The sequence below is a fragment of the Flavonifractor sp. An100 genome (genome assembly GCF_002161175.1).
Taxonomy (GTDB): Bacteria; Bacillota; Clostridia; order Oscillospirales; family Oscillospiraceae; genus Lawsonibacter.
In genome coordinates this window covers 1-18,593 of the sequence record NZ_NFMA01000015.1, presented here as the reverse complement: position 1 = coordinate 18,593, position 18,593 = coordinate 1, and the positions used below count along the sequence as shown (strand labels likewise).

Below are 18,593 nucleotides of genomic sequence, written 5' to 3'. Positions count from 1 at the left end.
TTTACTCTACTTCTGAGGTGATCACTTTGTCTAAATATTTGGAAAATCTTTCCTCTCACGACCTGTTTTTAGAGCTGGAGGCCTTTTCCGAGGGGCGTTCCACCCGGGCCTGGCGGTGCTTTGGCTCCCACCCGGCCCGGACGGAGGACGGCACAGAGGGCTACCTGTTCCGGGTCTGGGCACCCAACGCCCCCAAGGTCACTCTCATTGGTGATTTCAACGGTTGGGACCTGGAGGCCACCCCTATGGAGAAGGTGGAGGGCGGTATTTGGGAGGTGTTTGTGCCAGGGCTGAAACGGTACGACTCCTATCAATACGCCATACACAAAGAGGAGGGGGGCTTTGTGGGCAAGGCGGATCCCTTTGCCTTCCACGCCGACACCCGCCCCAACGTCTCCTCCAAAATCTACGATCTGAACACCGGCTACCAGTGGGGGGATCAGGCCTGGATGGAGTACCGCTCCAAACAGGTTCCTTATACCGCCCCCATGAATATTTATGAATGTCATCTGGGCTCCTGGCGCCGGACGGGGGAGGGCGAATTTCTCAGCTACCGGGATATCGCCTCCTACCTGGTGCCCTATTTGAAGGAGATGGGCTTCACCCACGTGGAGCTGCTCCCGGTGACGGAACACCCTCTGGACGCCTCCTGGGGCTACCAGTGCACCGGCTACTTTGCCGCCACCAGCCGCTTCGGCATCCCCGACGATCTGAAATACCTCATCGACCAGCTCCACCAGGCGGGCATCGGGGTGATTATGGACTGGGTCCCCGCCCACTTCCCCCGGGACGCCTTCGGTCTTTACAACTTCGACGGCACCCCCACCTATGAGTACGCCGACCCCCGGAAGGGGGAGCACGCCGACTGGGGCACCGACGTCTTTGACTACGGCCGCAATGAGGTGCGCTCCTTCCTGTTCTCCTCGGCCATGTTCTGGCTGGAGGAGTACCACATGGACGGCCTGCGGGTGGATGCGGTGTCCTCCATGCTGTACCTAGACTACGGCCGGCAGGACGGGGAATGGGTGGCCAACGTCAACGGCGGCCACGAGAACCTGGAGGCCATTGAGTTTTTACAGAAGCTGAATACCGCCGTCTTTGCCGACCACCCCGACGTGCTGATGATCGCCGAGGAGTCCACCGCCTGGCCCAAGGTGACCTATCCGGTGGACGAGGGTGGTCTAGGCTTCAATTTCAAGTGGAACATGGGGTGGATGAACGACATCTGCCACTACATCAAGCTGGACCCCTATTTCCGGCAGTTTAACCACCGGGACATCACCTTCTCCCTGATGTACGCCTTCTCGGAGAACTACATCCTGCCCCTGTCCCATGACGAGGTCGTCCACATGAAGGGCTCCTTCTTCGGCAAGATGCCCGGAGACAACCCCCTGAAATTCGCCGGAGTGCGGGCCTTCTACACCTACATGATGACCCACCCGGGCAAGAAGCTCACCTTCATGGGGGCGGAGCTGGGTCAGTGGAACGAGTGGCACTACGAATATTCCCTGGACTGGCACCTGCTGCAATATGAGCCCCACCGCCAGACCCAGTCCTTCTTCAAGGCCATGAACGCCTTCTACCTGGAGCAGCCCGCCCTGTGGCAGCAGGACGACTCCTGGCAGGGCTTCCAGTGGCTGTGCGCCGATGACAACACCGCCAACACCGTCTCCTTCCTGCGCTGGGACAAGAAGGGCAATCCGCTCATCGTGGTGTGCAACTTCTCCCCCAACCGCCGGGAGGGCTACCGGGTGGGCGCCCCCTTTGGCGGTACCTGGGCTCCCGTTTTCAATACCGATGAGACCCGGTTTGGCGGCCAGGGCACAGGCGATATGGCTCCTTTGAAGACGGAAAAGGTCCCTTGCCACGACCAGCCCCAGTCTCTGGTCATTGACCTACCCGCCATGTCGGCCATGATCTACCGCTGCACCCGGCGCAACCCGGTTCGCAAGCCCAAGACGGACAAAGCGCCGGACAAAGAAGCTAAAGCTCCCGCCGCCAAGGCCAAAAAATCCCCCGTCAAGGCCGCGGAGGAGAAGGCTTCCGCTGAAGCAAAGGCCACCGTCAAGGAGAAGAAAGCTCCTGCCCGGAAGAAAGCGACCACTCCTAAGGACCCCGCCGCCCCCGCCAAAAAGGCCCGGGCCCGGAAGGCCGACAAGACTTGAGCATTGGAAATCTCAGGACCCCTCCGGTCCTGGTTTCATAGATTCCCCAGTCCCCGCGCTCGAAACAGACAAGAGGTGAACAGCATGAAGAAAGAAGTTGTGGCCATGTTGCTGGCCGGCGGACAGGGCAGCCGCCTCTACGCCCTGACCAGCCACGTAGCCAAACCCGCCGTACCCTTCGGCGGGAAGTATCGCATCATCGACTTTCCCCTGTCCAACTGTGTCAACTCCGGCATTGATACGGTGGGTGTTCTCACCCAGTACCGTCCCCTGGAGCTGAACAGCTATCTGGGCAATGGCCAGCCTTGGGACCTGGACCGCTCCGACGGCGGCGTGCACATCCTTCCCCCCTACATGCGGGAGGGCGACCAGGGCACCTGGTACAAGGGCACCGCCAACGCCATCTATCAAAACATCGGCTTTTTGGACCTGTATGACCCGGACTATGTGGTCATCCTGTCCGGCGACCACATCTATAAGATGGACTACGCCGACATGGTAGACCTACATAAGAAGACCGGAGCCGCTTGCACCATCTCGGTTTTAGAGGTGACCATGGAGGAGGCCACCCGGTTTGGCATCATGAACGTGGATGAGAACGACCAGATCTATGAGTTTGAGGAGAAGCCCCCTCAGCCCAAGAGCAACCTGGCCTCCATGGGCATCTACGTCTTTACCTGGTCCAAGCTGCGGCAATATCTCATTGAGGACGAGGCTGACCCCAACTCCTCCAATGACTTCGGCAAGAACATCATCCCCAACATGCTGGGAGCCGGGGAAAAGCTTATGGCCTACCGCTTCCACGGCTATTGGAAGGACGTGGGCACCATCAACTCCCTGTGGGACGCCAACATGGATATGCTGGCCCCCCGGAGCAGCATCGACCTCTTCGACCCCAGCTGGCCCATTTACGCCCGCACCCCCATCCGTCCCCCCCATGTGACGGGTCCCAACGCCAAGATCTCCCACTCTCTGGTCACCGGCGGCTGCCAGGTGGACGGCACGGTGGAGAACTCGGTGCTGTTCCACTCGGTCACAGTGGAGGAGGGCGCCGATGTGCAGTACTCCATCCTCATGCCCGGCAGTGTGGTGAAGGCGGGGGCTCAGGTGTCCTACGCCATCGTGGCGGAGAATGCCGTCATTGAAGCGGGGGCCCAGGTGGGCACCGCTCCCACCGACGACCCCAACTGGGGCATTGCCGTGGTGGCCGGAGGGGTCACCATCGGAGAAAAGGCCGTGGTGTCGCCCAACGCCATGGTCCGGGAAGACGTGAAGGGAGGTGAGCGGGCATGAATGATCTCCACGGCATCCTGTTTGCCTACCGCTCCGACTCCAACCTGGGGGAGCTGACCCGCCCGCGTAATACCTGTTCTCTGCCCTTTGGCGGCCGGTACCGCCTGATCGATTTCATGCTGTCCAACTATGTCAACGCCGGCATCACCGACGTGGGCATTATCGTCCATGAGAGCTACCAGTCCCTGCTGGACCACCTGGGCTCCGGCAAAGACTGGGACCTGTCCCGCAAGCACGGCGGTCTGCGCATCCTGCCCCCCTTTAGCTACGCCGAGCACGGCCACGGGGAGTACCGGGGCAACATGGAGGCCCTGGCCGGCGTGGCTGGCTACCTCAACAACATCCGCCAGGAGTACGTCATCATGGCTTGGGGCGATACCGCCCTGAACCTGCCGGTGGCTAAGGTGCTGGAGCAGCACATCGCCACCGGAGCCGACGTCACGGTGGTGTGTACCCCCACCCCCCACGGAGCGCCCCGGTTCTCCGAGTATGTGGAGGTGAGCGCCGAGGGCCGGGTCACTGACCTGTCCATCCACCCCACCGCCGCGGACAAGGCTCTGGAATCTCTGGAAATTTATATCCTTTCCAAGCAGCTGCTGCTGGACATGGTGGACTACTGTGCCGCCCACGATGTGGTCAGCTTCAGCCGCGGCGTGCTTCAGCCCCGTCTGAAGTCTCTGAAAATGGTGCCCTACGTCCATGAGGGCTATGTGGGCCGCTTCCAGTCGGTGAGCGACTACTTCCAGCACTCCATGGACCTACAGGACCCCGCCATCCGGGCCGACCTGTTTAACCCCGACCGTCCCATCCGCACCAAGGACCAGTCCAACCCCTCCACCTACTATGGCCCCAGCAGTGTCTCCACCCGCTCCCTGGTGGCCGACGGCTGCTACATCGAGGGCGAAGTCACCGACTCCATCCTCTCCCGCGGCGTCATTGTGGAGAAGGGCGCCAAGGTGTCCAACAGCGTGCTGATGCAGGGCACCGTGGTAAAGGCGGGAGCCTCCCTGTCCTATGTCATCACGGATAAAAACGTGACCGTCAACGAGGGCCGGATGCTCATGGGCCACAGCAGCTACCCCCTGGCCATTGCCAAGGGCTCCGTGGTCTAATTCACGTTTCCATGTCAGGCCGCAAGGGCGCGGCAGTACGCCCGCGCCCCTGCGGCTGTCCGTTTTCGTTGGGGGGATGATCAGATCACACGCCCCCCTCCCCGAGGAATCTTGTGATCGGAAAGGGGATCTCTATGAAGATTTTGTTTGCCTCGCCCGAAGTTGCTCCCTTTATTAAAACCGGCGGTCTGGCCGATGTGGCCGGCTCCCTGCCCCAGGCCCTGGCCAAGGAGGGCCACGAGGTGAAGGTCATCCTGCCGCTGTATGAAGGTATTGGCGGCGACTGGCGCAGCCAGATGACCTTCCTGAAGTACTTCAACGTCACCCTCTCCTGGCGGCAGGTCTACTGCGGCATCTTCCAGCTGGAGCGGGAGGGTGTGACCTACTGGTTTGTGGACAACGAGTATTACTTCAAGCGCTGGCAGATCTACGGCCACTTCGATGACTGTGAGCGCTTTGCCTACTTCTGCCGGGCCATCATCGAGACCCCGGGCCAGCTGGATTGGGCGCCGGACATCATCCACTGCAACGACTGGCAGACCGCCCTGGTCCCCGTATATCTGCTGGAGGAAAAGTACCGCATCCCCCAGCTGGGAAACGCCAAGACGGTGTTCACCATCCACAACATCGAGTACCAGGGCCGCTACGGCGACCAGGTGCTCCAGGATGTGATCGGCCTGGACCGCAGCTACCTCAACGAGGGCATGTTGGCCTACTTCGGGGACGTGAACCTGATGAAGGGCGCCATTCTGGCCTCCAACTTTGTCACCACCGTCTCCCCCACCTACGCCCAGGAGCTGCGCACCCCCTTCTATGCCCGGGGCCTGGACGGCGTGATCAACCAGCAAAGTGGTAAAATTGAGGGAATCCTCAACGGTATCGACATGGACCTCTACGACCCGGCCACCAATCCGGGCCTGGCCTGCAACTACAGTGTCAAGGCCCTGGTGAAGGGGAAGGACGAGTGTAAGGCCGCCCTGCAGCGTGCGGTGGGCCTACAGGAAAATCCGGACCTTCCCATCATCGCCTGTGTCTCCCGCCTGGTGGGCCACAAGGGCTTCTCCCTCATCACCGACACCCTCCACGAGATCATGGGCATGGATGTACAGATGGTGGTGCTTGGCACCGGCGACTGGCAGTATGAGGAGGCCTTCCGCCACGCCCAGAGCCAGTACCCCGGCCGGTTTGCCGCCCAGCTGACCTACTCCGCACCTCTGTCCACCATGATTTACGCCGGAGCAGACCTGTTCCTCATGCCCTCCATCTCCGAGCCCTGCGGTCTGTCCCAAATGATCGCCATGCGCTTTGGTACCGTACCTGTGGTGCGGGAGACGGGCGGACTGAAGGACACGGTCACCCCCTACAACAAGTACACCGGCGAGGGCCGGGGCTTCACCTTCTCCAACATCAACGCCGGCGACATGGTGTGGGTGCTGCGGGAGGCGGTGGACCTGTACCTCAACAATAAAAAGGCCTGGCGTGGCCTACAGAAGGAGGACATGACGGCCGACTTCTCCTGGACCAATTCCGCCAAGCAGTATTTGGACATCTACCAGCGTATTCTGGGCTGAGCCCCTCTTCCAGCCCCCGCTTCCTTGGGAAGCGGGGGCTTTTTGTTGTCAAAAACACAAGGAACGCCCTTGTCCTCCCAAGGTTTTACAACCCTTCTGCCGATTGACGCTCTACAGGAAATCTGTTACAATTTCCTTGTATGGGCGCAGGAAGAGCTGCACACCCATTTTCACATTTTATACAAATCAGGAGGCTTCTGTTATGGCTGAATATACAAAGGCCCAGCTGACCGATATGATTATAGGCAAGCTTCAGCGCAACTTTGGACGCACCGTGGATGAGGCCACCCCCAACCACATGTTCAAGGCCTGTGCTCTGGTGCTGCGGGACATCATGTCCCGCCGTCAGATGGAGACGGACAACCAGGTGTGGGAGGGCCAGAAGCGCCAGGTCCACTACCTGTCCCTGGAGTTTCTGATGGGCCGCTCTCTGGAGAAAAACGCCTACAACTTAGGACTGCTGGACACCCTAAAAAGCGCCCTGGAGGGCCTGGGCTTCTCCGCCTCCGACCTGTTTGAGTCCGAGCCCGACGCCGGTCTGGGCAACGGCGGTCTGGGCCGCCTGGCCGCCTGCTATCTGGACTCCATGACCACCCTGGAGATCCCCGCCACCGGCTACTCCATCTGCTATGAGCTGGGTATTTTTAAGCAGAAGATCATTGACGGCAAGCAGGTAGAGCTGGCGGACAACTGGCTGGGTCTGGGCGACGCCTGGCTCATTCCCAAGCTGGACGAGACCGAGGAAGTCCGCTTCGGGGGCACCGTGGAGGACCACTGGGACAGCCAGGGCCACAACCACCCCGAGCACGTGGGCTACACCACCGTGCTGGCCATCCCCCGGGACATGGAGATCGCCGGCTACAAGACCCGCCATACCAACACCCTGCGTCTGTGGGACGCCAAGAGCCCGGTGCCCGTGGACATGTCCCTCTACTCCCGGGGCGAGTACCTCAAGGCGGTGGAGCAGCAGGCCATGGCAGAGGTCATCGCCAAGGTCCTCTACCCCGACGACAACCACTATGAGGGCAAGTCCCTGCGCTTAAAGCAGCAGTACTTCTTTGTCTCCGCCACGGTGCAGTCCATCATCCGGCAGCACCGGGCCCAGTACGGCACCCTGCGCAACTTCCATGAGAAGCACGTCATCCAGATCAACGACACCCACCCCACCCTGGTCATCCCCGAGCTAATGCGGATTTTGCTGGATGTGGAGGGGTATTCCTGGGACGATGCCTGGTATATCGTCACCCACACCGTGTGCTACACCAACCACACCATCCTGGCCGAGGCCCTGGAGCGCTGGCCCCAGAGCCTGATTGAGACCCTGCTGCCCCGGATCTGGCAGATTTTAAAAGAGATTGCCCGCCGCTACCAGGATGAGCTCCAGGGCCGCTACGGCAACGACCAGGGAAAGATCGCCCACATGGCCATTATCTGGGGTGGCGAGGTGCGCATGGCCAACCTGTGTGTGTGCGCCTGCCAGGCCATTAACGGCGTGTCCGCTCTCCACTCCGATATCCTCAAGCGGGACGTATTCCACGACGCCTATGTGGCCAACCCGGAAAAGTTCAAAAACGTCACCAACGGTGTGGACCACCGCCGCTGGCTGTCCCAGATCAACCCCAAGCTGGACGCCCTTATCCGGGAGTGCACGGGGGGCAGCAAATACCTGCTCCACCCCGAAGCCATTAAGGGACTGGAAAAGTACAAGGACGATCAGTCTGTCCTCAGCCGTCTGGAGTCCATCAAGAATGAGAATAAGCGGCGCTTTGCCAGCTATGTGGCCCGGGAGTCCGGTATCATCCTGAACACCGACGCCCTCTTTGACGTCCAGGTCAAGCGGCTGCACGAGTATAAGCGGCAGCTGCTCAACGTGCTGCACATTGTCTATCTGTACCAGCAGCTCCAGGATAACCCCAACATGGACTTTACGCCCCAGACCTTCCTCTTCGGCGCCAAGGCCGCTCCCGGCTACCATGTAGCTAAGGAGATCATCCAGCTCATTAACTCCCTGGCCGCCCAGATCGCCAACGACCCCATCTGTAAGGATAAGCTCCAGGTGGTCTTCCTGGAGAACTACCGGGTGTCTCTGGCGGAGAAGCTGATGCCCGCCTCCGAGCTTAGCGAGCAGATCTCCACCGCCGGCAAGGAGGCCAGCGGCACGGGCAACATGAAGTTCATGATGAACGGCGCGCTGACCATCGGCACCCTGGACGGGGCCAACGTGGAGATGCACCAGCAGGTGGGCAGTGAGAACATCTTCCTCTTCGGTCTCACCGCCGACCAGGTGGCTGAGCGCAAGCGCCAGGGCTACCGCTCTCTGGACTACTACCAGCAGAACCAGGCCCTGAAGCGGGTCATCGACCAGATCTCCGCCGGCTTCGACGACCATATCTCCTACAACGACCTGACCAACCGCCTGCTCTTCGGCTCCGGCGGCAGCATGGCCGACGAATATATGCTCCTGGCCGACTTTGACAGCTACTGTGCCGCCCACCGCCGGGCCCTGGAGACCTACGCCGACCGCAAGCGCTGGAACCAGATGTCTTTGATCAACATCGCCCGGTCGGGCATCTTCGCCGCCGACCGCTCCATTATGGACTACGCCAAGAACATCTGGCACGTCCCCACCCGGTAAAAACTCCCCGGAACAAAAAAACACCGCCCCCGGAAGCGGCTGCTCCCGGAGGGCGGTGTTTTTCATTGTTACTCAGGTCCTCAGCTCCCGGATCCAGAGCTTGGGAGCGTAATACTCCTCCAGCATATCCACCAGCTGATGGGCATAGGGGTTGCTGTTGTACTTTTTGATGATGGCGTAATACTTTCTGGGCCGGTAGGGCGGGGACAGCTGCCGGGTGACCACGTTGGGATAGCTTTGCACACTGACAAAGGCGGGGATAAAGCCCACCCCCCGGTTGGCGTTGACCAGCATCAGCTTGGTCTCGTGGGTGTTCACGTAGTCCAGGGAGGACAGGGGGAACCACTGGTGGAAGGCGTTGCGCACCACGTTGATGCTCCCCTCATTCATGGTGATAATGTTCTGGTCGTAGAGCAGGTCCATCTCCACCGGGTCGGAGGCCGCCAGGGGGTTGTCCCGGTGAATGGCCACCACCCAGGCGTGGTCGTGGAGGAGCACCATCTCCAGATCTTTCTTTGAGACGGTGTGGAGGAACTGATCGCTGGTGACGATCACATCCAGCCGGTCCCGTTCAAACTCCTCCAGCAGCTCCCGGTACTTGTACTGTACGCAGTTGATCTTCTGCACCGGGTAGCGCCCGGTAAATTCCTCCATCACCGGCACCAGCAGGGCGTGCTCATAGACGCCCACGCCGATCTGGATGGAGTCCCGCAGTCCCCGGTCCATGTTCTGGGCCCGGATGACGGCCACATCGTAGTCCTCCAGGATGGGGAGCACCTGGTTGTAAAACTCCTGTCCGGCGCTGGTGAGCCCCACCTGATGGTGGTTGCGGGTAAACAGCTGGGCGGAGAGCTCATTTTCAATGCTGGTGATCTTCCGGCTCATGGCGGTCTGGGTAATGTGGGCCTTCTCCGCCGCCCGGGTAAAGTTCAGCTCCTGGGCCAGGATGACAAAGCAGCGCAGATTGTCAATGGTCATATGGCATCCCCCCTGTCATAGCTGTGACCGGTCTTTAGCGGTCCACTACCGTCAGCTGTAGCACATCGGGACGGGCATAGTGTCCGCACACATCCAGTTCCATCTTGCTCATGGGCACCTTGTCCATGTCCAGTTGGGCGTAGATGATCTCCTCCTTATCCCAAACGGGCTGGGTCACATAGTGGCCATAGGGGTCCACAATGCAGCTGCCGCCCCGGCAGACAATGTCGGGCAGGACCTGAATCTCCTGCTGGCAGTGCAGGTCCTTGGGATACATGTCCTTAGTAAAGAACATGTCGCAGTTAATAAAGTAGCACCTTCCCTCCAGGGCGATGTGCTGAATGGTGCTCTGCCACTCGGGGTTGTCGTTGGTGTTGGGGGAGATGTACAGGGAGACGCCCTTCTGGTACAGGGCCACCCGGGCCAGGGGCATGTAGCTCTCCCAGCAGATCAGGCTACCCATCACGCCCCAGGGCGTCTGGGCTACCGGGAAATAGTCCTTGTCTGCATCGCCCCACACCACCCGCTCGGCCCCGGTGGGCTTGAGCTTGCGGTGTACGGTAATCAGCTCTCCCTCGGGGGAGAAAAAGAGGTTGGTGTTATAGAGGGTCCCGTTCACTGCGTCCCGCTCGGACACGCCGATACTCACATAGGCCTTGGCCTTTTTGGCCGCCTCACCCAGCTGGCGGGTCTCCGCTCCGGGCACCACAATGGACTGGTCATAGTAGACCTTCCAATCCTTTCGTCCCTCTTCGTTCCGGCTGCCCACGGTAAAGCCAAAGGTCATGCCGTAGGGATACCCGGGCACGAACAGCTCGGGGAATACGATCAGCTCGGCCTCCTGCTCCGCCGCCTGGGCGATCAGATCCACGGCCTTTGCCGTACAGGTAGCCCGGTCAAACATAATGGGCGCCGCCTGCACCACGGCGATCTTACAGGTCTGTTTTAAATCTGTCATTCTTGCACCACCTAAAAAATGGATATAAAAGTTTCTGTTCATTCCATTATACACCCATTTTGTCCCATTGTCATTCTTTTTTTTGCTGAGACTACAGGTAAGAATTTTCCTCTCTCTATCCCCCTTGATGCCAGTCATAATTTCTTATTATTACAAAAAAGCATAACAGCATGCGCAATCCTCAGTTCCTTTTCTGGACAAACATGTTAAGATAATATTAAATACATGTATTCCCTTTGGCATTTCTCTTTCTCTTCACCACAAATTGGAACGGTTCGCATCTGCGCTCCGCGTCCTATATTTTAAATGGGAGGAATCACTCATGGAATATCAGATTCGTAAGCTCAGTGGCAAACAATACCTTGCCCGTCTGAAGGCCAACCCCACCGTCATCATCCCCACCGGTGCCTGCGAGGTCTACGGTCCCCAGCTGCCCATGGGCACCGACCTGCTGGTGGCTCAGAAGATCGCTGAGCTGATTGCCCAGCGCACCGGCGCTCTCATTGCCCCCACCGTGGAGATGGGTGAGTCCAGCGCTCTGGCCTCCTTCCCCTGCACCTTCGCCATGCCCCGCAAGATCCTGGAGGACTACCTGGAGGCTCTGATCAACATCCTCATCGAGGACGGCGCCAAGAACTTTATCTTCATTACTGGTCATGCTGGCAATGTGGACACCGTCAGCTACCTCATCAAGAAGCACCTGCACCAGGGCATCAAGGCCTGCCAGATCGACTGGTGGCGCTTCACCAATGCCAACAGCGGCGAGATCTTTGACTACAAGGGCGCCATGGCCCACGGCCACGCCAGCGAGTGCGGCACCAGCGTGATGCTGTACCTCTACCCCGAGCTGGTGGACCACAGCGAGATGACCTGTGTTCAGGCCAAGGCCAATCCCTTCCCCGACGTGCTGCAGTACGAGCATTTCACCGAGAAGACCCCTAACGGCACCATCGGCGATGCCACGGTTGCGACCCGCGAGAAGGGCGAAGCCATTGTCAACGCCTGTGTGGAGCGGATCATGAGCTATCTGAACACCGCGTTTTAATTTCCCCGCTCCAGTGTGTTTAGAGAGGAGAAGTTATGAAAAAAAAGATTGATTTCGCACTTCCCGTTCGCCATTTTGTAGGCCTTACCTTCGCGGTAGTCATTTTTGTCACCTGCCTACAGGTTATCTGCCGGTACGTGTTCAACAACTCCCTGGTGTGGAGTGAAGAGCTGGTCCGGTTCCTGGTGGTGTGGATGTGTCTGGTGGGCTCCGCCGTCTCCAACTTTGACGACGACCACATGACCATTAACATCATCGTAGAGAAGTTTCCCCGCAAGGTCCAGTTTGTAGTTTACACCATCCGTCAGGCTATGATCATCGTCTTCTGCGTGGTCTCTTCTTATGCCAGCATTCCTCTGCTGAAGGCGGCCGGCGGCTCCAACCTGGGCGCGCTGCCTATCCCGGGCTATGCCTGGCGTGGGGCGGCCACCATTGGTCTGGCCGTCATGGCTCTGATGACCCTGTTCCGCTGGTTCAATGACTTTGGCCGGTTCCGCCGGGGCGAGTTCTGCCTGAAGGACGCGGACACCGAGGTGGCTGAGCAGGCCAGCGGCGCTGCTGCGGACCAGCTGGACAACGAATAACGGGAGGAGCCAGAGAATGATTGTAGGTATCTTTTTTCTAACGCTAATCGTCCTGATGCTGTTGGGCGTGCCTGTGGCATACGCTCTGGGCATCTCTTCCGCCGGCTATATGCTGGCTACCGGCACCTCCCTGGCTATGATTGCCCAGCGGATGGTGAACGGCGCCAACTCCTTTACCATGTTGGCCATCCCCTTCTTCTTCATGGCCGGCGAGCTGATGAATATCAGCGGCGTCACCGATAAGATCATCATCATGGCCAAGGCCCTGGTGGGTCACATGAAGGGCGGCCTGGCCCAGGTCAACATCGTGGCCAGCGTGTTTTTTGCCGGCGTGTCCGGCTCCGCTACCGCCGACACCGCGGCTCTGGGTTCTTCCCTGATCCCCGCCATGGTGAAGGAGGGCTACGACCTGGACTTCTCCGCTGCCATCACCGTGGCCTCCTCCTGTGTGGGCCCCATCATCCCCCCCAGCATCACCCTGGTGCTCTACGGCATCCTGTCTGGCACTGACGTGGCCCGGCTGCTCATCGCCGGTATTCTTCCCGGTATCGTGGTGGCCGGCACCCAGATGATCTACACCCACTTCTACTCCATCAAGATGGACTACCCCAGCTACCCCAAGGCCACGCCCAAGGAGATGGGCAAGGCGGTCACCACCGGCTTTAGCGCTCTGATGATGCCCATTATCATCATCGGCGGTACCATGACCGGCGTGTTCACTCCCACCGAGTCCGCTGCCATTGCCGTTCTCTACGGCATTATCATTGGCTTCTTCCTGTACCGGAACATCACCATCCCCCAGTTCTACAACTCCCTGAAGAAGGTGGGCGTGGCCAGCATGAACAACATGTTCATCCTGGCGGCCGCCAGCTGCTTCTCCTGGGTATTGACTATGTCCAAGGCTCCTGATATGCTGGTGGAAGTGATGCTGGGCATCAGCACTAACAAGTACGTATTGATCTGCATGATCCTGGTCCTGCTGATCTTCATCGGCTTCTTTATGCAGGCCTCCCAGGCTCTGGTGGTTCTGACCCCCATCCTGATGCCCGTCATCGAGGCCATCGGTGTAGATCCCATCCACTTTGGTCTGATCATGGTGGTTACCCTCACCTTCGGCGGCTGCACCCCCCCTGTTGGCAGCATGCTCTTCGTGGTCAACAGCATCACCCGCATGGGCTTTGCCCGTCTGACCAAGGCCATGCTCCCCCTGTACATCCCCCTGATCGCTGCCATTCTGATCATTACTTTTATTCCCCAGGTCAGCCTGTTCCTTCCCAACCTGATCTTCGGATAATCCATTCTTTTATCAACCCTCGGCATAGCGCCGCGGTAAATAACAACCCAACAACACATCGAAAAGGAGAATTGAAATGAAGTTTAAACGCGTTCTGGTTTCTCTGCTCTCCGCTGCCATGATGCTGTCCGTCCTGGCCGGCTGTGGCGGAAACTCCGGCAGCTCCGCTGCCTCCGGCTCCAGCACCGGCGAGCCTGCTCAGGGCAGCATTGTCATCAAGTACTCCACCTGGGCCAACGAGGGCGAGGCCGCCTATGAGGGCATGATGAAGTTCAAGGAGCTGGTGGAGGCCGGTTCCAACGGCGTCATCAAGGTTGAGACCTATCCCTCCAACCAGGCCGGCACCACCAACGAGCAGGTGGAGCAGCTGAGCATGAACCAGCTGCAGATGATGTCCAGCGGTGACCCCGCCATTGAGGAGATTGAGTATCTGTGCCTGCCCTACCTGTTCGACAGCCTGGACCAGTACAGCGAGTTCCTGGCCAGCGACCTGGGCCAGCAGTACATCCAGCAGGGCATTGACGAGCGCAACGCCCGCGTTCTGGACACCCTGCCCCGCAGCCCCCGTATCATCTCCAGCAACTTTGCCATCAACTCCCTGGCTGACATGAAGAACATGAAGATCCGCGCCCCCGAGAAGGACTACTACGTCAAGACCTTCGAGGCCTTCGGCGCCAACCCCACTCCCATGGATCTGGGCGAGTGCTACTCCGCCATGCAGACCGGCGTTGTGGACGGCCAGGAGAACCCCATCGAGACCATCGTGTCCTACGGCTTCCAGAATGTTAACAAGTACCTGGTCATGACCAACCACATGATCAAACCCGCCTTCGTTATGATCAACAACGACTTCTTCACCGGACTGTCCGAGGAGTATCAGCAGCTGATCATCGACGCCTGCGCCGAGTCCAAGGCCGCCGCTGAGGAGTACATGGAGAGCGCCATGGAGAAGGATCTGCAGACCTGCATTGACGCCGGCATGACTGTCTGTGAGCCCGACCTGGCCGAGTTCGAGGCCGCCACTCAGAGCGTCCGTGACGAGCTGGGTGTAAAGATCTGGGGTGAGGACGGCTACGCCGCCATCAAGGAGATTGCCGGTAAATAATCCAGCTTCCCCAACCTGAACGGATCTTTGTCGTATCCACCCGGGGCGGCCTACCGAAGGTGGGCCGCCCCGGATTTTTTATCGTTCCGCTACGAAAGGATGATACCATGAACGTGAAAGAACGCATCGACCAATATGCTCCCCACGCCGTGGAGCTGCGCCGTGCTCTGCACCGCAACCCGGAGCTGAGTCTCCACGAGATCCAGACCACCGACCTCATCCGCCGGGAGCTGGAATCCTACGGCATCTCCATTGTGGACTCCGGCCTGGAGACCGGTCTGATTGCGGAGATCCACGGCACCAAGCCGGGCTCCGGTAAGACCGCCGCGGTCCGGGCAGACATTGACGCCCTCCCCGTTCAGGAGGAGACCGGCCTGGACTTCTGCTCCCAGATCCCCGGCGTGAGCCACGCCTGCGGCCATGACCTGCACACCGCCGCCCTGCTCCTGGCCGCCCGGGTGCTGAAGGAGATGGAAAGTGAGTTCAGCGGCACTGTCCGCCTGCTCTTCCAGCCCGCCGAGGAGACCGGCCGCGGTGCCCACATGATGATTGAGCACGGTGCCATGGCCAATCCTTTGCCCGATGTAGTGCTGGGCATCCACACCTGGCCGGATACCCCCGCCGGCATGATCGGTGTCCGTCCCGGCGCATCCCACGCCTCCTCCGACACCATCACCATCAAGGTCAAGGGCAAGGGCGGCCACGGCGCCCACCCCTACCGCTGCGTTGACCCTATCATTGTCAGCGCCTATCTGCTCACCCAGCTGCAGTCCATCGTCTCCCGGGAGCTGCCCATGGTGGAGGGCGGCGTGCTCACCTTCGGCCTGATCCGGGGCGGCACCGCTGCCAACGTCATCCCCGGTGAGGTGGAGCTCCAGGGTACCCTGCGCACCCTCAACGCCAAGTGGCGGGAGGAGATGATCGCCTCCATCCAGCGCATCGCCAAGTCCTGCTGTGAGGCCATGCGTGCCCAGGCCGAGGTGACCATCAAGGAGGGCATGCCCGTTTTGTACAACACCCCCGAAATCATCGAGGGCATTCGCTCCAGTGCCAACACCGTTCTGGGCCCCGACTGTGTCCAGGAGCTGCCCGCCGCCTCCCCCGGGTCGGATGACTTCTCCTGCTATCTGGCCCTGACCCCTGGCGCCCTGTTCCGCATGGGCACCGGCAATGAGGACCCCGCCACCCACGTGGGCCTCCACAACGGCGGCAACCGCTTTGACGAGCGGGGCATCGCCACCGGCGGTGCCGTGATCGCCCAGTACCTGCTGGATTTCCTCCAGGGCTAAGCCCCTTTCCCCCGGCGCATATTGCGCCGGGGGTTTCTTCTTTCCAGGAATTACAGCTTGCCCTCCCTCTCAAAAAAGGTTACAATTTGGTTACAAACTCAAAGGAGGATGTAATCATGCATCGACGATGGAAGGGAGCAGCTGCTGTCCTGCTCACCGTTTTTACATTAACTGTCCCCACTCTGGGGGCTCAAATTGTGGCGGATGGAAAGTTTCTTACTCAGGAGCAGGCCTGGGTGGAGGACGGAACCAGCTACATAACCCTGCGGGCCTATGCGGAACTGACCGGCCAGACCCTGACCTGGGAGGGAGGGGCCGCCCGACTCACCGGCAGCAGCCTGGAGCTGTGGGCCAAACCCGGCGCTTTGTATCTGGAGGCCAATGATCGGGCACTGTACGTGGACGGAGGCGTCCAGGTACCCCAGGGCAAGACCGCTCTGCCCCTTCGGGTGTTGTCCAACGCCACCGGGGCCGGCCTCTACTGGGATGAGGCCACCGCCACGGTAGCGCTGAATACGGTGGGGGCCCGGGCTCCCCAGGCCGACTACGACGAGGAGGACCTGTACTGGCTGTCCCGGATCATCTCCGCCGAGAGCCGGGGCGAGCCCTTGCTGGGACAGATTGCCGTTGGCAATGTGGTCCTCAATCGGGTGAAAAGTAGCCGCTATCCCAATACCATCCGGGAGGTCATTTTCGACAGAGAATACGCCGTCCAGTTTGAGCCGGTGGCCAACGGAACCGTCTATGACGATCCCACCCTCTCCTCCGTCCTGGCCGCCAAGCTGTGTCTGGAGGGAGCCAACGTGGTGGACGACTGCATGTACTTTTTTGCCCCCGCCCTGTCCCCCGGTACCTGGATCGTCAATCACTGTACTTACTACACCACCATTGGCGCCCATCAATTTTATTTGTAACGGTTTTGCCGCCGCTCCCACTGGGGCGGCGGCTTTCCCTTTGGAAAAAACGGGGAATTTAAAAAATAGTCGTTGCGAAATCGGGCAGGATATAGTAATATATAGGTTAGCTCTGCTCCTTCGGCGCGGAGCAAGGCCGCACTAGTTGGGGAGATAGCGGTGCCCTGTACCCGCAATCCGCTACAGCGGGGATGAATCCCGGCCCCCGGACGTGTGATGTGTCGTCTGCCCTGGATAAGCAGTGATGATAGACCGGTCCCGCGCAACGCGGCTCCGTGAACCGTGTCAGGCGGGGAACCGAGCAGCACTAAGCGGCCCGCCGCGTGTGCCGCGGGGTCACTGTTCTTGAGCCGGCTGTCCAGGTAACGGGCATATCTCACGCTTCAAAGGCCGGTGTGCGGCCTTGCTCTGCGCCGATTTTATTTGTTTTCAGACCTGAGGTGATTGGATGTACCAAGCCCTATACCGCAAGTGGCGCCCCCGTACCTTTGACGACGTGGTGGGCCAGTCCCACATCACCGAGACCCTCAAGCAGCAGGTGATGGGGGACCGCCTGTCCCATGCCTACCTCTTTACGGGCACCCGAGGCACGGGAAAGACCACCTGTGCCAAAATTCTCTCCCGGGCGGTGAACTGCCAGGCGCCGGTGAACGGCAATCCCTGCAACCAGTGTCCTGCCTGCCTGGGCATTGAAAACGGCTCCATTCTGGATGTGCTGGAGCTGGATGCCGCCTCCAACAACGGCGTGGACCAGGTCCGGGCCCTTCGGGACGAGGCGGTGTATACCCCCGCCGCAGTGCGCAAGCGGGTGTATATCGTGGACGAGGTCCATATGCTCTCCACCCCCGCCTTCAACGCCCTGCTGAAGATTCTGGAGGAGCCCCCCGCCCATCTCATGTTTATTCTGGCCACCACGGAGCTGCACAAGGTGCCCGCCACCATCCGCTCCCGGTGCCAGCAATTTGCCTTTAAGCGGATCCTCCCCGGTCAGATTGCCCAGCGGCTGTCCTATGTGGCGGACCAGGAGAGCATCGATCTGACGCCAGACGGAGCTGCCCTTCTGGCCCGCCTGGCCGACGGCGGTCTGCGGGACGCCCTGTCTCTGCTGGACCAGTGCTCCGGCGGCCGGAACCAGGTGGATGAGCAGGAGATCTTGGACACCCTGGGGTTGGCAGGCAACCTGGAGACGGCCAAGCTCATGGGCCAGATCGCCCTCCGGGACACCGCATCCGCTCTGGACACCCTCTCTCGCCTCTACGCCAACGGCAAGGATGTGGGCTCGGTGTTGGGAGAGCTGTCCGCCCTGGCCCGGGACCTGCTGCTGCGGAAGACCGCCCCCCAGGGGGGCTCTGCCCTGCTCACCGGCGGCTACGATGAGGCCACCATGCGCGCCTTAGGGGAGCAGTTTACCGCCCAGCGGCTGCTCCAAACCCTCACGGTGCTCCAGTCGGCCTGTGCCGACCTGTCCCGGAGCAGCAACCGACGTACCGACGCCGAGCTGTGCCTGATTCGCCTGTGCGATGAGTCCCTGGACCAGTCCTTTGCCGGTCTGGCCGCCCGAATTGCCCGGCTGGAGGAGCGGCTGGCTCAGGGTGGGACCATCCCGGCAGCCCCCTCGGCTCCTGCCCCTTCCCAGTCCAATCCCCGACC

At 60.2% G+C, this 18,593-nt stretch carries 14 protein-coding genes and 1 other RNA gene; 13 read left to right on the top strand and 2 right to left on the bottom strand.

Annotated features, from left to right (window positions below):
- Nucleotides 1–26 precede the first annotated feature (26 nt).
- The 5 genes from glgB to B5E43_RS09450 all read left to right on the top strand — a co-directional run bounded on the left by glgB (nucleotide 27) and on the right by B5E43_RS09450 (nucleotide 8,776).
- On the top strand, nucleotides 27–2,165 hold the full coding sequence (glgB, locus tag B5E43_RS09470) for a 1,4-alpha-glucan branching protein GlgB (RefSeq protein WP_242964787.1): 2,139 nt from the start codon (nucleotides 27–29) through the stop codon (nucleotides 2,163–2,165).
- Between the two features lie 84 nt (nucleotides 2,166–2,249).
- Complete coding sequence (locus B5E43_RS09465; RefSeq protein WP_087396136.1) at nucleotides 2,250–3,458, top strand: glucose-1-phosphate adenylyltransferase; 1,209 nt, start codon at nucleotides 2,250–2,252, stop codon at nucleotides 3,456–3,458.
- Nucleotides 3,455–4,570 (top strand): glucose-1-phosphate adenylyltransferase subunit GlgD, encoded by a 1,116-nt coding sequence (gene glgD, locus B5E43_RS09460; protein ID WP_087396134.1) that lies wholly within the window; start codon nucleotides 3,455–3,457, stop codon nucleotides 4,568–4,570. Before B5E43_RS09465 ends, glgD begins: the two co-directional genes overlap by 4 nt.
- A 134-nt stretch (nucleotides 4,571–4,704) precedes the next feature.
- Nucleotides 4,705–6,141: a glycogen synthase GlgA gene (gene glgA, locus B5E43_RS09455; protein ID WP_087396132.1), complete on the top strand. Its 1,437-nt coding sequence runs from the start codon at nucleotides 4,705–4,707 to the stop codon at nucleotides 6,139–6,141.
- Between the two features lie 202 nt (nucleotides 6,142–6,343).
- Nucleotides 6,344–8,776 carry a glycogen/starch/alpha-glucan phosphorylase gene (locus B5E43_RS09450; protein WP_087396130.1) on the top strand — a complete coding sequence of 811 codons (2,433 nt, stop codon included), beginning with the start codon at nucleotides 6,344–6,346 and terminating at the stop codon, nucleotides 8,774–8,776.
- 72 nt (nucleotides 8,777–8,848) lie between these two features.
- On the opposite strand, the gene B5E43_RS09445 is transcribed toward B5E43_RS09450, so the two are convergent.
- Together B5E43_RS09445 and B5E43_RS09440 are read right to left on the bottom strand one after the other, a co-directional pair.
- Nucleotides 8,849–9,754 carry a LysR family transcriptional regulator gene (locus tag B5E43_RS09445; protein WP_087396128.1) on the bottom strand — a complete coding sequence of 302 codons (906 nt, stop codon included), beginning with the start codon at nucleotides 9,752–9,754 and terminating at the stop codon, nucleotides 8,849–8,851.
- A 34-nt stretch (nucleotides 9,755–9,788) separates the two neighbouring features.
- On the bottom strand, nucleotides 9,789–10,712 hold the full coding sequence (locus B5E43_RS09440; RefSeq protein ID WP_087396126.1) for a carbon-nitrogen hydrolase family protein: 924 nt from the start codon (nucleotides 10,710–10,712) through the stop codon (nucleotides 9,789–9,791).
- A gap of 322 nt (nucleotides 10,713–11,034) precedes the next feature.
- Between B5E43_RS09440 and B5E43_RS09435 the strand changes: the two genes are divergently transcribed.
- The 8 genes from B5E43_RS09435 to dnaX form a co-directional block, all read left to right on the top strand.
- Entirely contained in the window at nucleotides 11,035–11,757 is a 723-nt protein-coding gene (locus tag B5E43_RS09435; RefSeq protein ID WP_087396124.1) for a creatininase family protein, read from the top strand.
- A gap of 35 nt (nucleotides 11,758–11,792) precedes the next feature.
- Nucleotides 11,793–12,341 carry a TRAP transporter small permease gene (locus B5E43_RS09430; RefSeq protein ID WP_087396122.1) on the top strand — a complete coding sequence of 183 codons (549 nt, stop codon included), beginning with the start codon at nucleotides 11,793–11,795 and terminating at the stop codon, nucleotides 12,339–12,341.
- Nucleotides 12,342–12,357: 16 nt separating this feature from the next.
- Entirely contained in the window at nucleotides 12,358–13,635 is a 1,278-nt protein-coding gene (locus tag B5E43_RS09425; RefSeq protein ID WP_087396120.1) for a TRAP transporter large permease, read from the top strand.
- 76 nt (nucleotides 13,636–13,711) lie between these two features.
- Nucleotides 13,712–14,740: a TRAP transporter substrate-binding protein gene (locus B5E43_RS09420; RefSeq protein WP_087396118.1), complete on the top strand. Its 1,029-nt coding sequence runs from the start codon at nucleotides 13,712–13,714 to the stop codon at nucleotides 14,738–14,740.
- Nucleotides 14,741–14,847: 107 nt separating this feature from the next.
- Nucleotides 14,848–16,029 carry a M20 family metallopeptidase gene (locus tag B5E43_RS09415; RefSeq protein ID WP_087396116.1) on the top strand — a complete coding sequence of 394 codons (1,182 nt, stop codon included), beginning with the start codon at nucleotides 14,848–14,850 and terminating at the stop codon, nucleotides 16,027–16,029.
- A gap of 116 nt (nucleotides 16,030–16,145) precedes the next feature.
- Complete coding sequence (locus tag B5E43_RS09410; RefSeq protein WP_087396114.1) at nucleotides 16,146–16,943, top strand: cell wall hydrolase; 798 nt, start codon at nucleotides 16,146–16,148, stop codon at nucleotides 16,941–16,943.
- Nucleotides 16,944–17,079: 136 nt separating this feature from the next.
- Nucleotides 17,080–17,344, top strand: an RNA gene (gene ffs / locus B5E43_RS09405) — signal recognition particle sRNA large type.
- A gap of 47 nt (nucleotides 17,345–17,391) precedes the next feature.
- On the top strand, nucleotides 17,392–18,593 hold a 1,202-nt coding region (dnaX, locus tag B5E43_RS09400; RefSeq protein WP_143382982.1), incomplete at its 3' end, for a DNA polymerase III subunit gamma/tau.

Coding starts and splice junctions, on each gene's coding strand:
- glgA (WP_087396132.1), top strand. CDS start 4,705: ATGAAGATTTTGTTTGCCTCGCCCGAAGTTGCTCCCTTTATTAAAACC.
- B5E43_RS09415 (WP_087396116.1), top strand. CDS start 14,848: ATGAACGTGAAAGAACGCATCGACCAATATGCTCCCCACGCCGTGGAG.
- B5E43_RS09430 (WP_087396122.1), top strand. CDS start 11,793: ATGAAAAAAAAGATTGATTTCGCACTTCCCGTTCGCCATTTTGTAGGC.
- B5E43_RS09410 (WP_087396114.1), top strand. CDS start 16,146: ATGCATCGACGATGGAAGGGAGCAGCTGCTGTCCTGCTCACCGTTTTT.
- B5E43_RS09420 (WP_087396118.1), top strand. CDS start 13,712: ATGAAGTTTAAACGCGTTCTGGTTTCTCTGCTCTCCGCTGCCATGATG.
- B5E43_RS09450 (WP_087396130.1), top strand. CDS start 6,344: ATGGCTGAATATACAAAGGCCCAGCTGACCGATATGATTATAGGCAAG.
- glgD (WP_087396134.1), top strand. CDS start 3,455: ATGAATGATCTCCACGGCATCCTGTTTGCCTACCGCTCCGACTCCAAC.
- B5E43_RS09445 (WP_087396128.1), bottom strand. CDS start 9,754: ATGACCATTGACAATCTGCGCTGCTTTGTCATCCTGGCCCAGGAGCTG.
- B5E43_RS09465 (WP_087396136.1), top strand. CDS start 2,250: ATGAAGAAAGAAGTTGTGGCCATGTTGCTGGCCGGCGGACAGGGCAGC.
- B5E43_RS09425 (WP_087396120.1), top strand. CDS start 12,358: ATGATTGTAGGTATCTTTTTTCTAACGCTAATCGTCCTGATGCTGTTG.
- B5E43_RS09435 (WP_087396124.1), top strand. CDS start 11,035: ATGGAATATCAGATTCGTAAGCTCAGTGGCAAACAATACCTTGCCCGT.
- B5E43_RS09440 (WP_087396126.1), bottom strand. CDS start 10,712: ATGACAGATTTAAAACAGACCTGTAAGATCGCCGTGGTGCAGGCGGCG.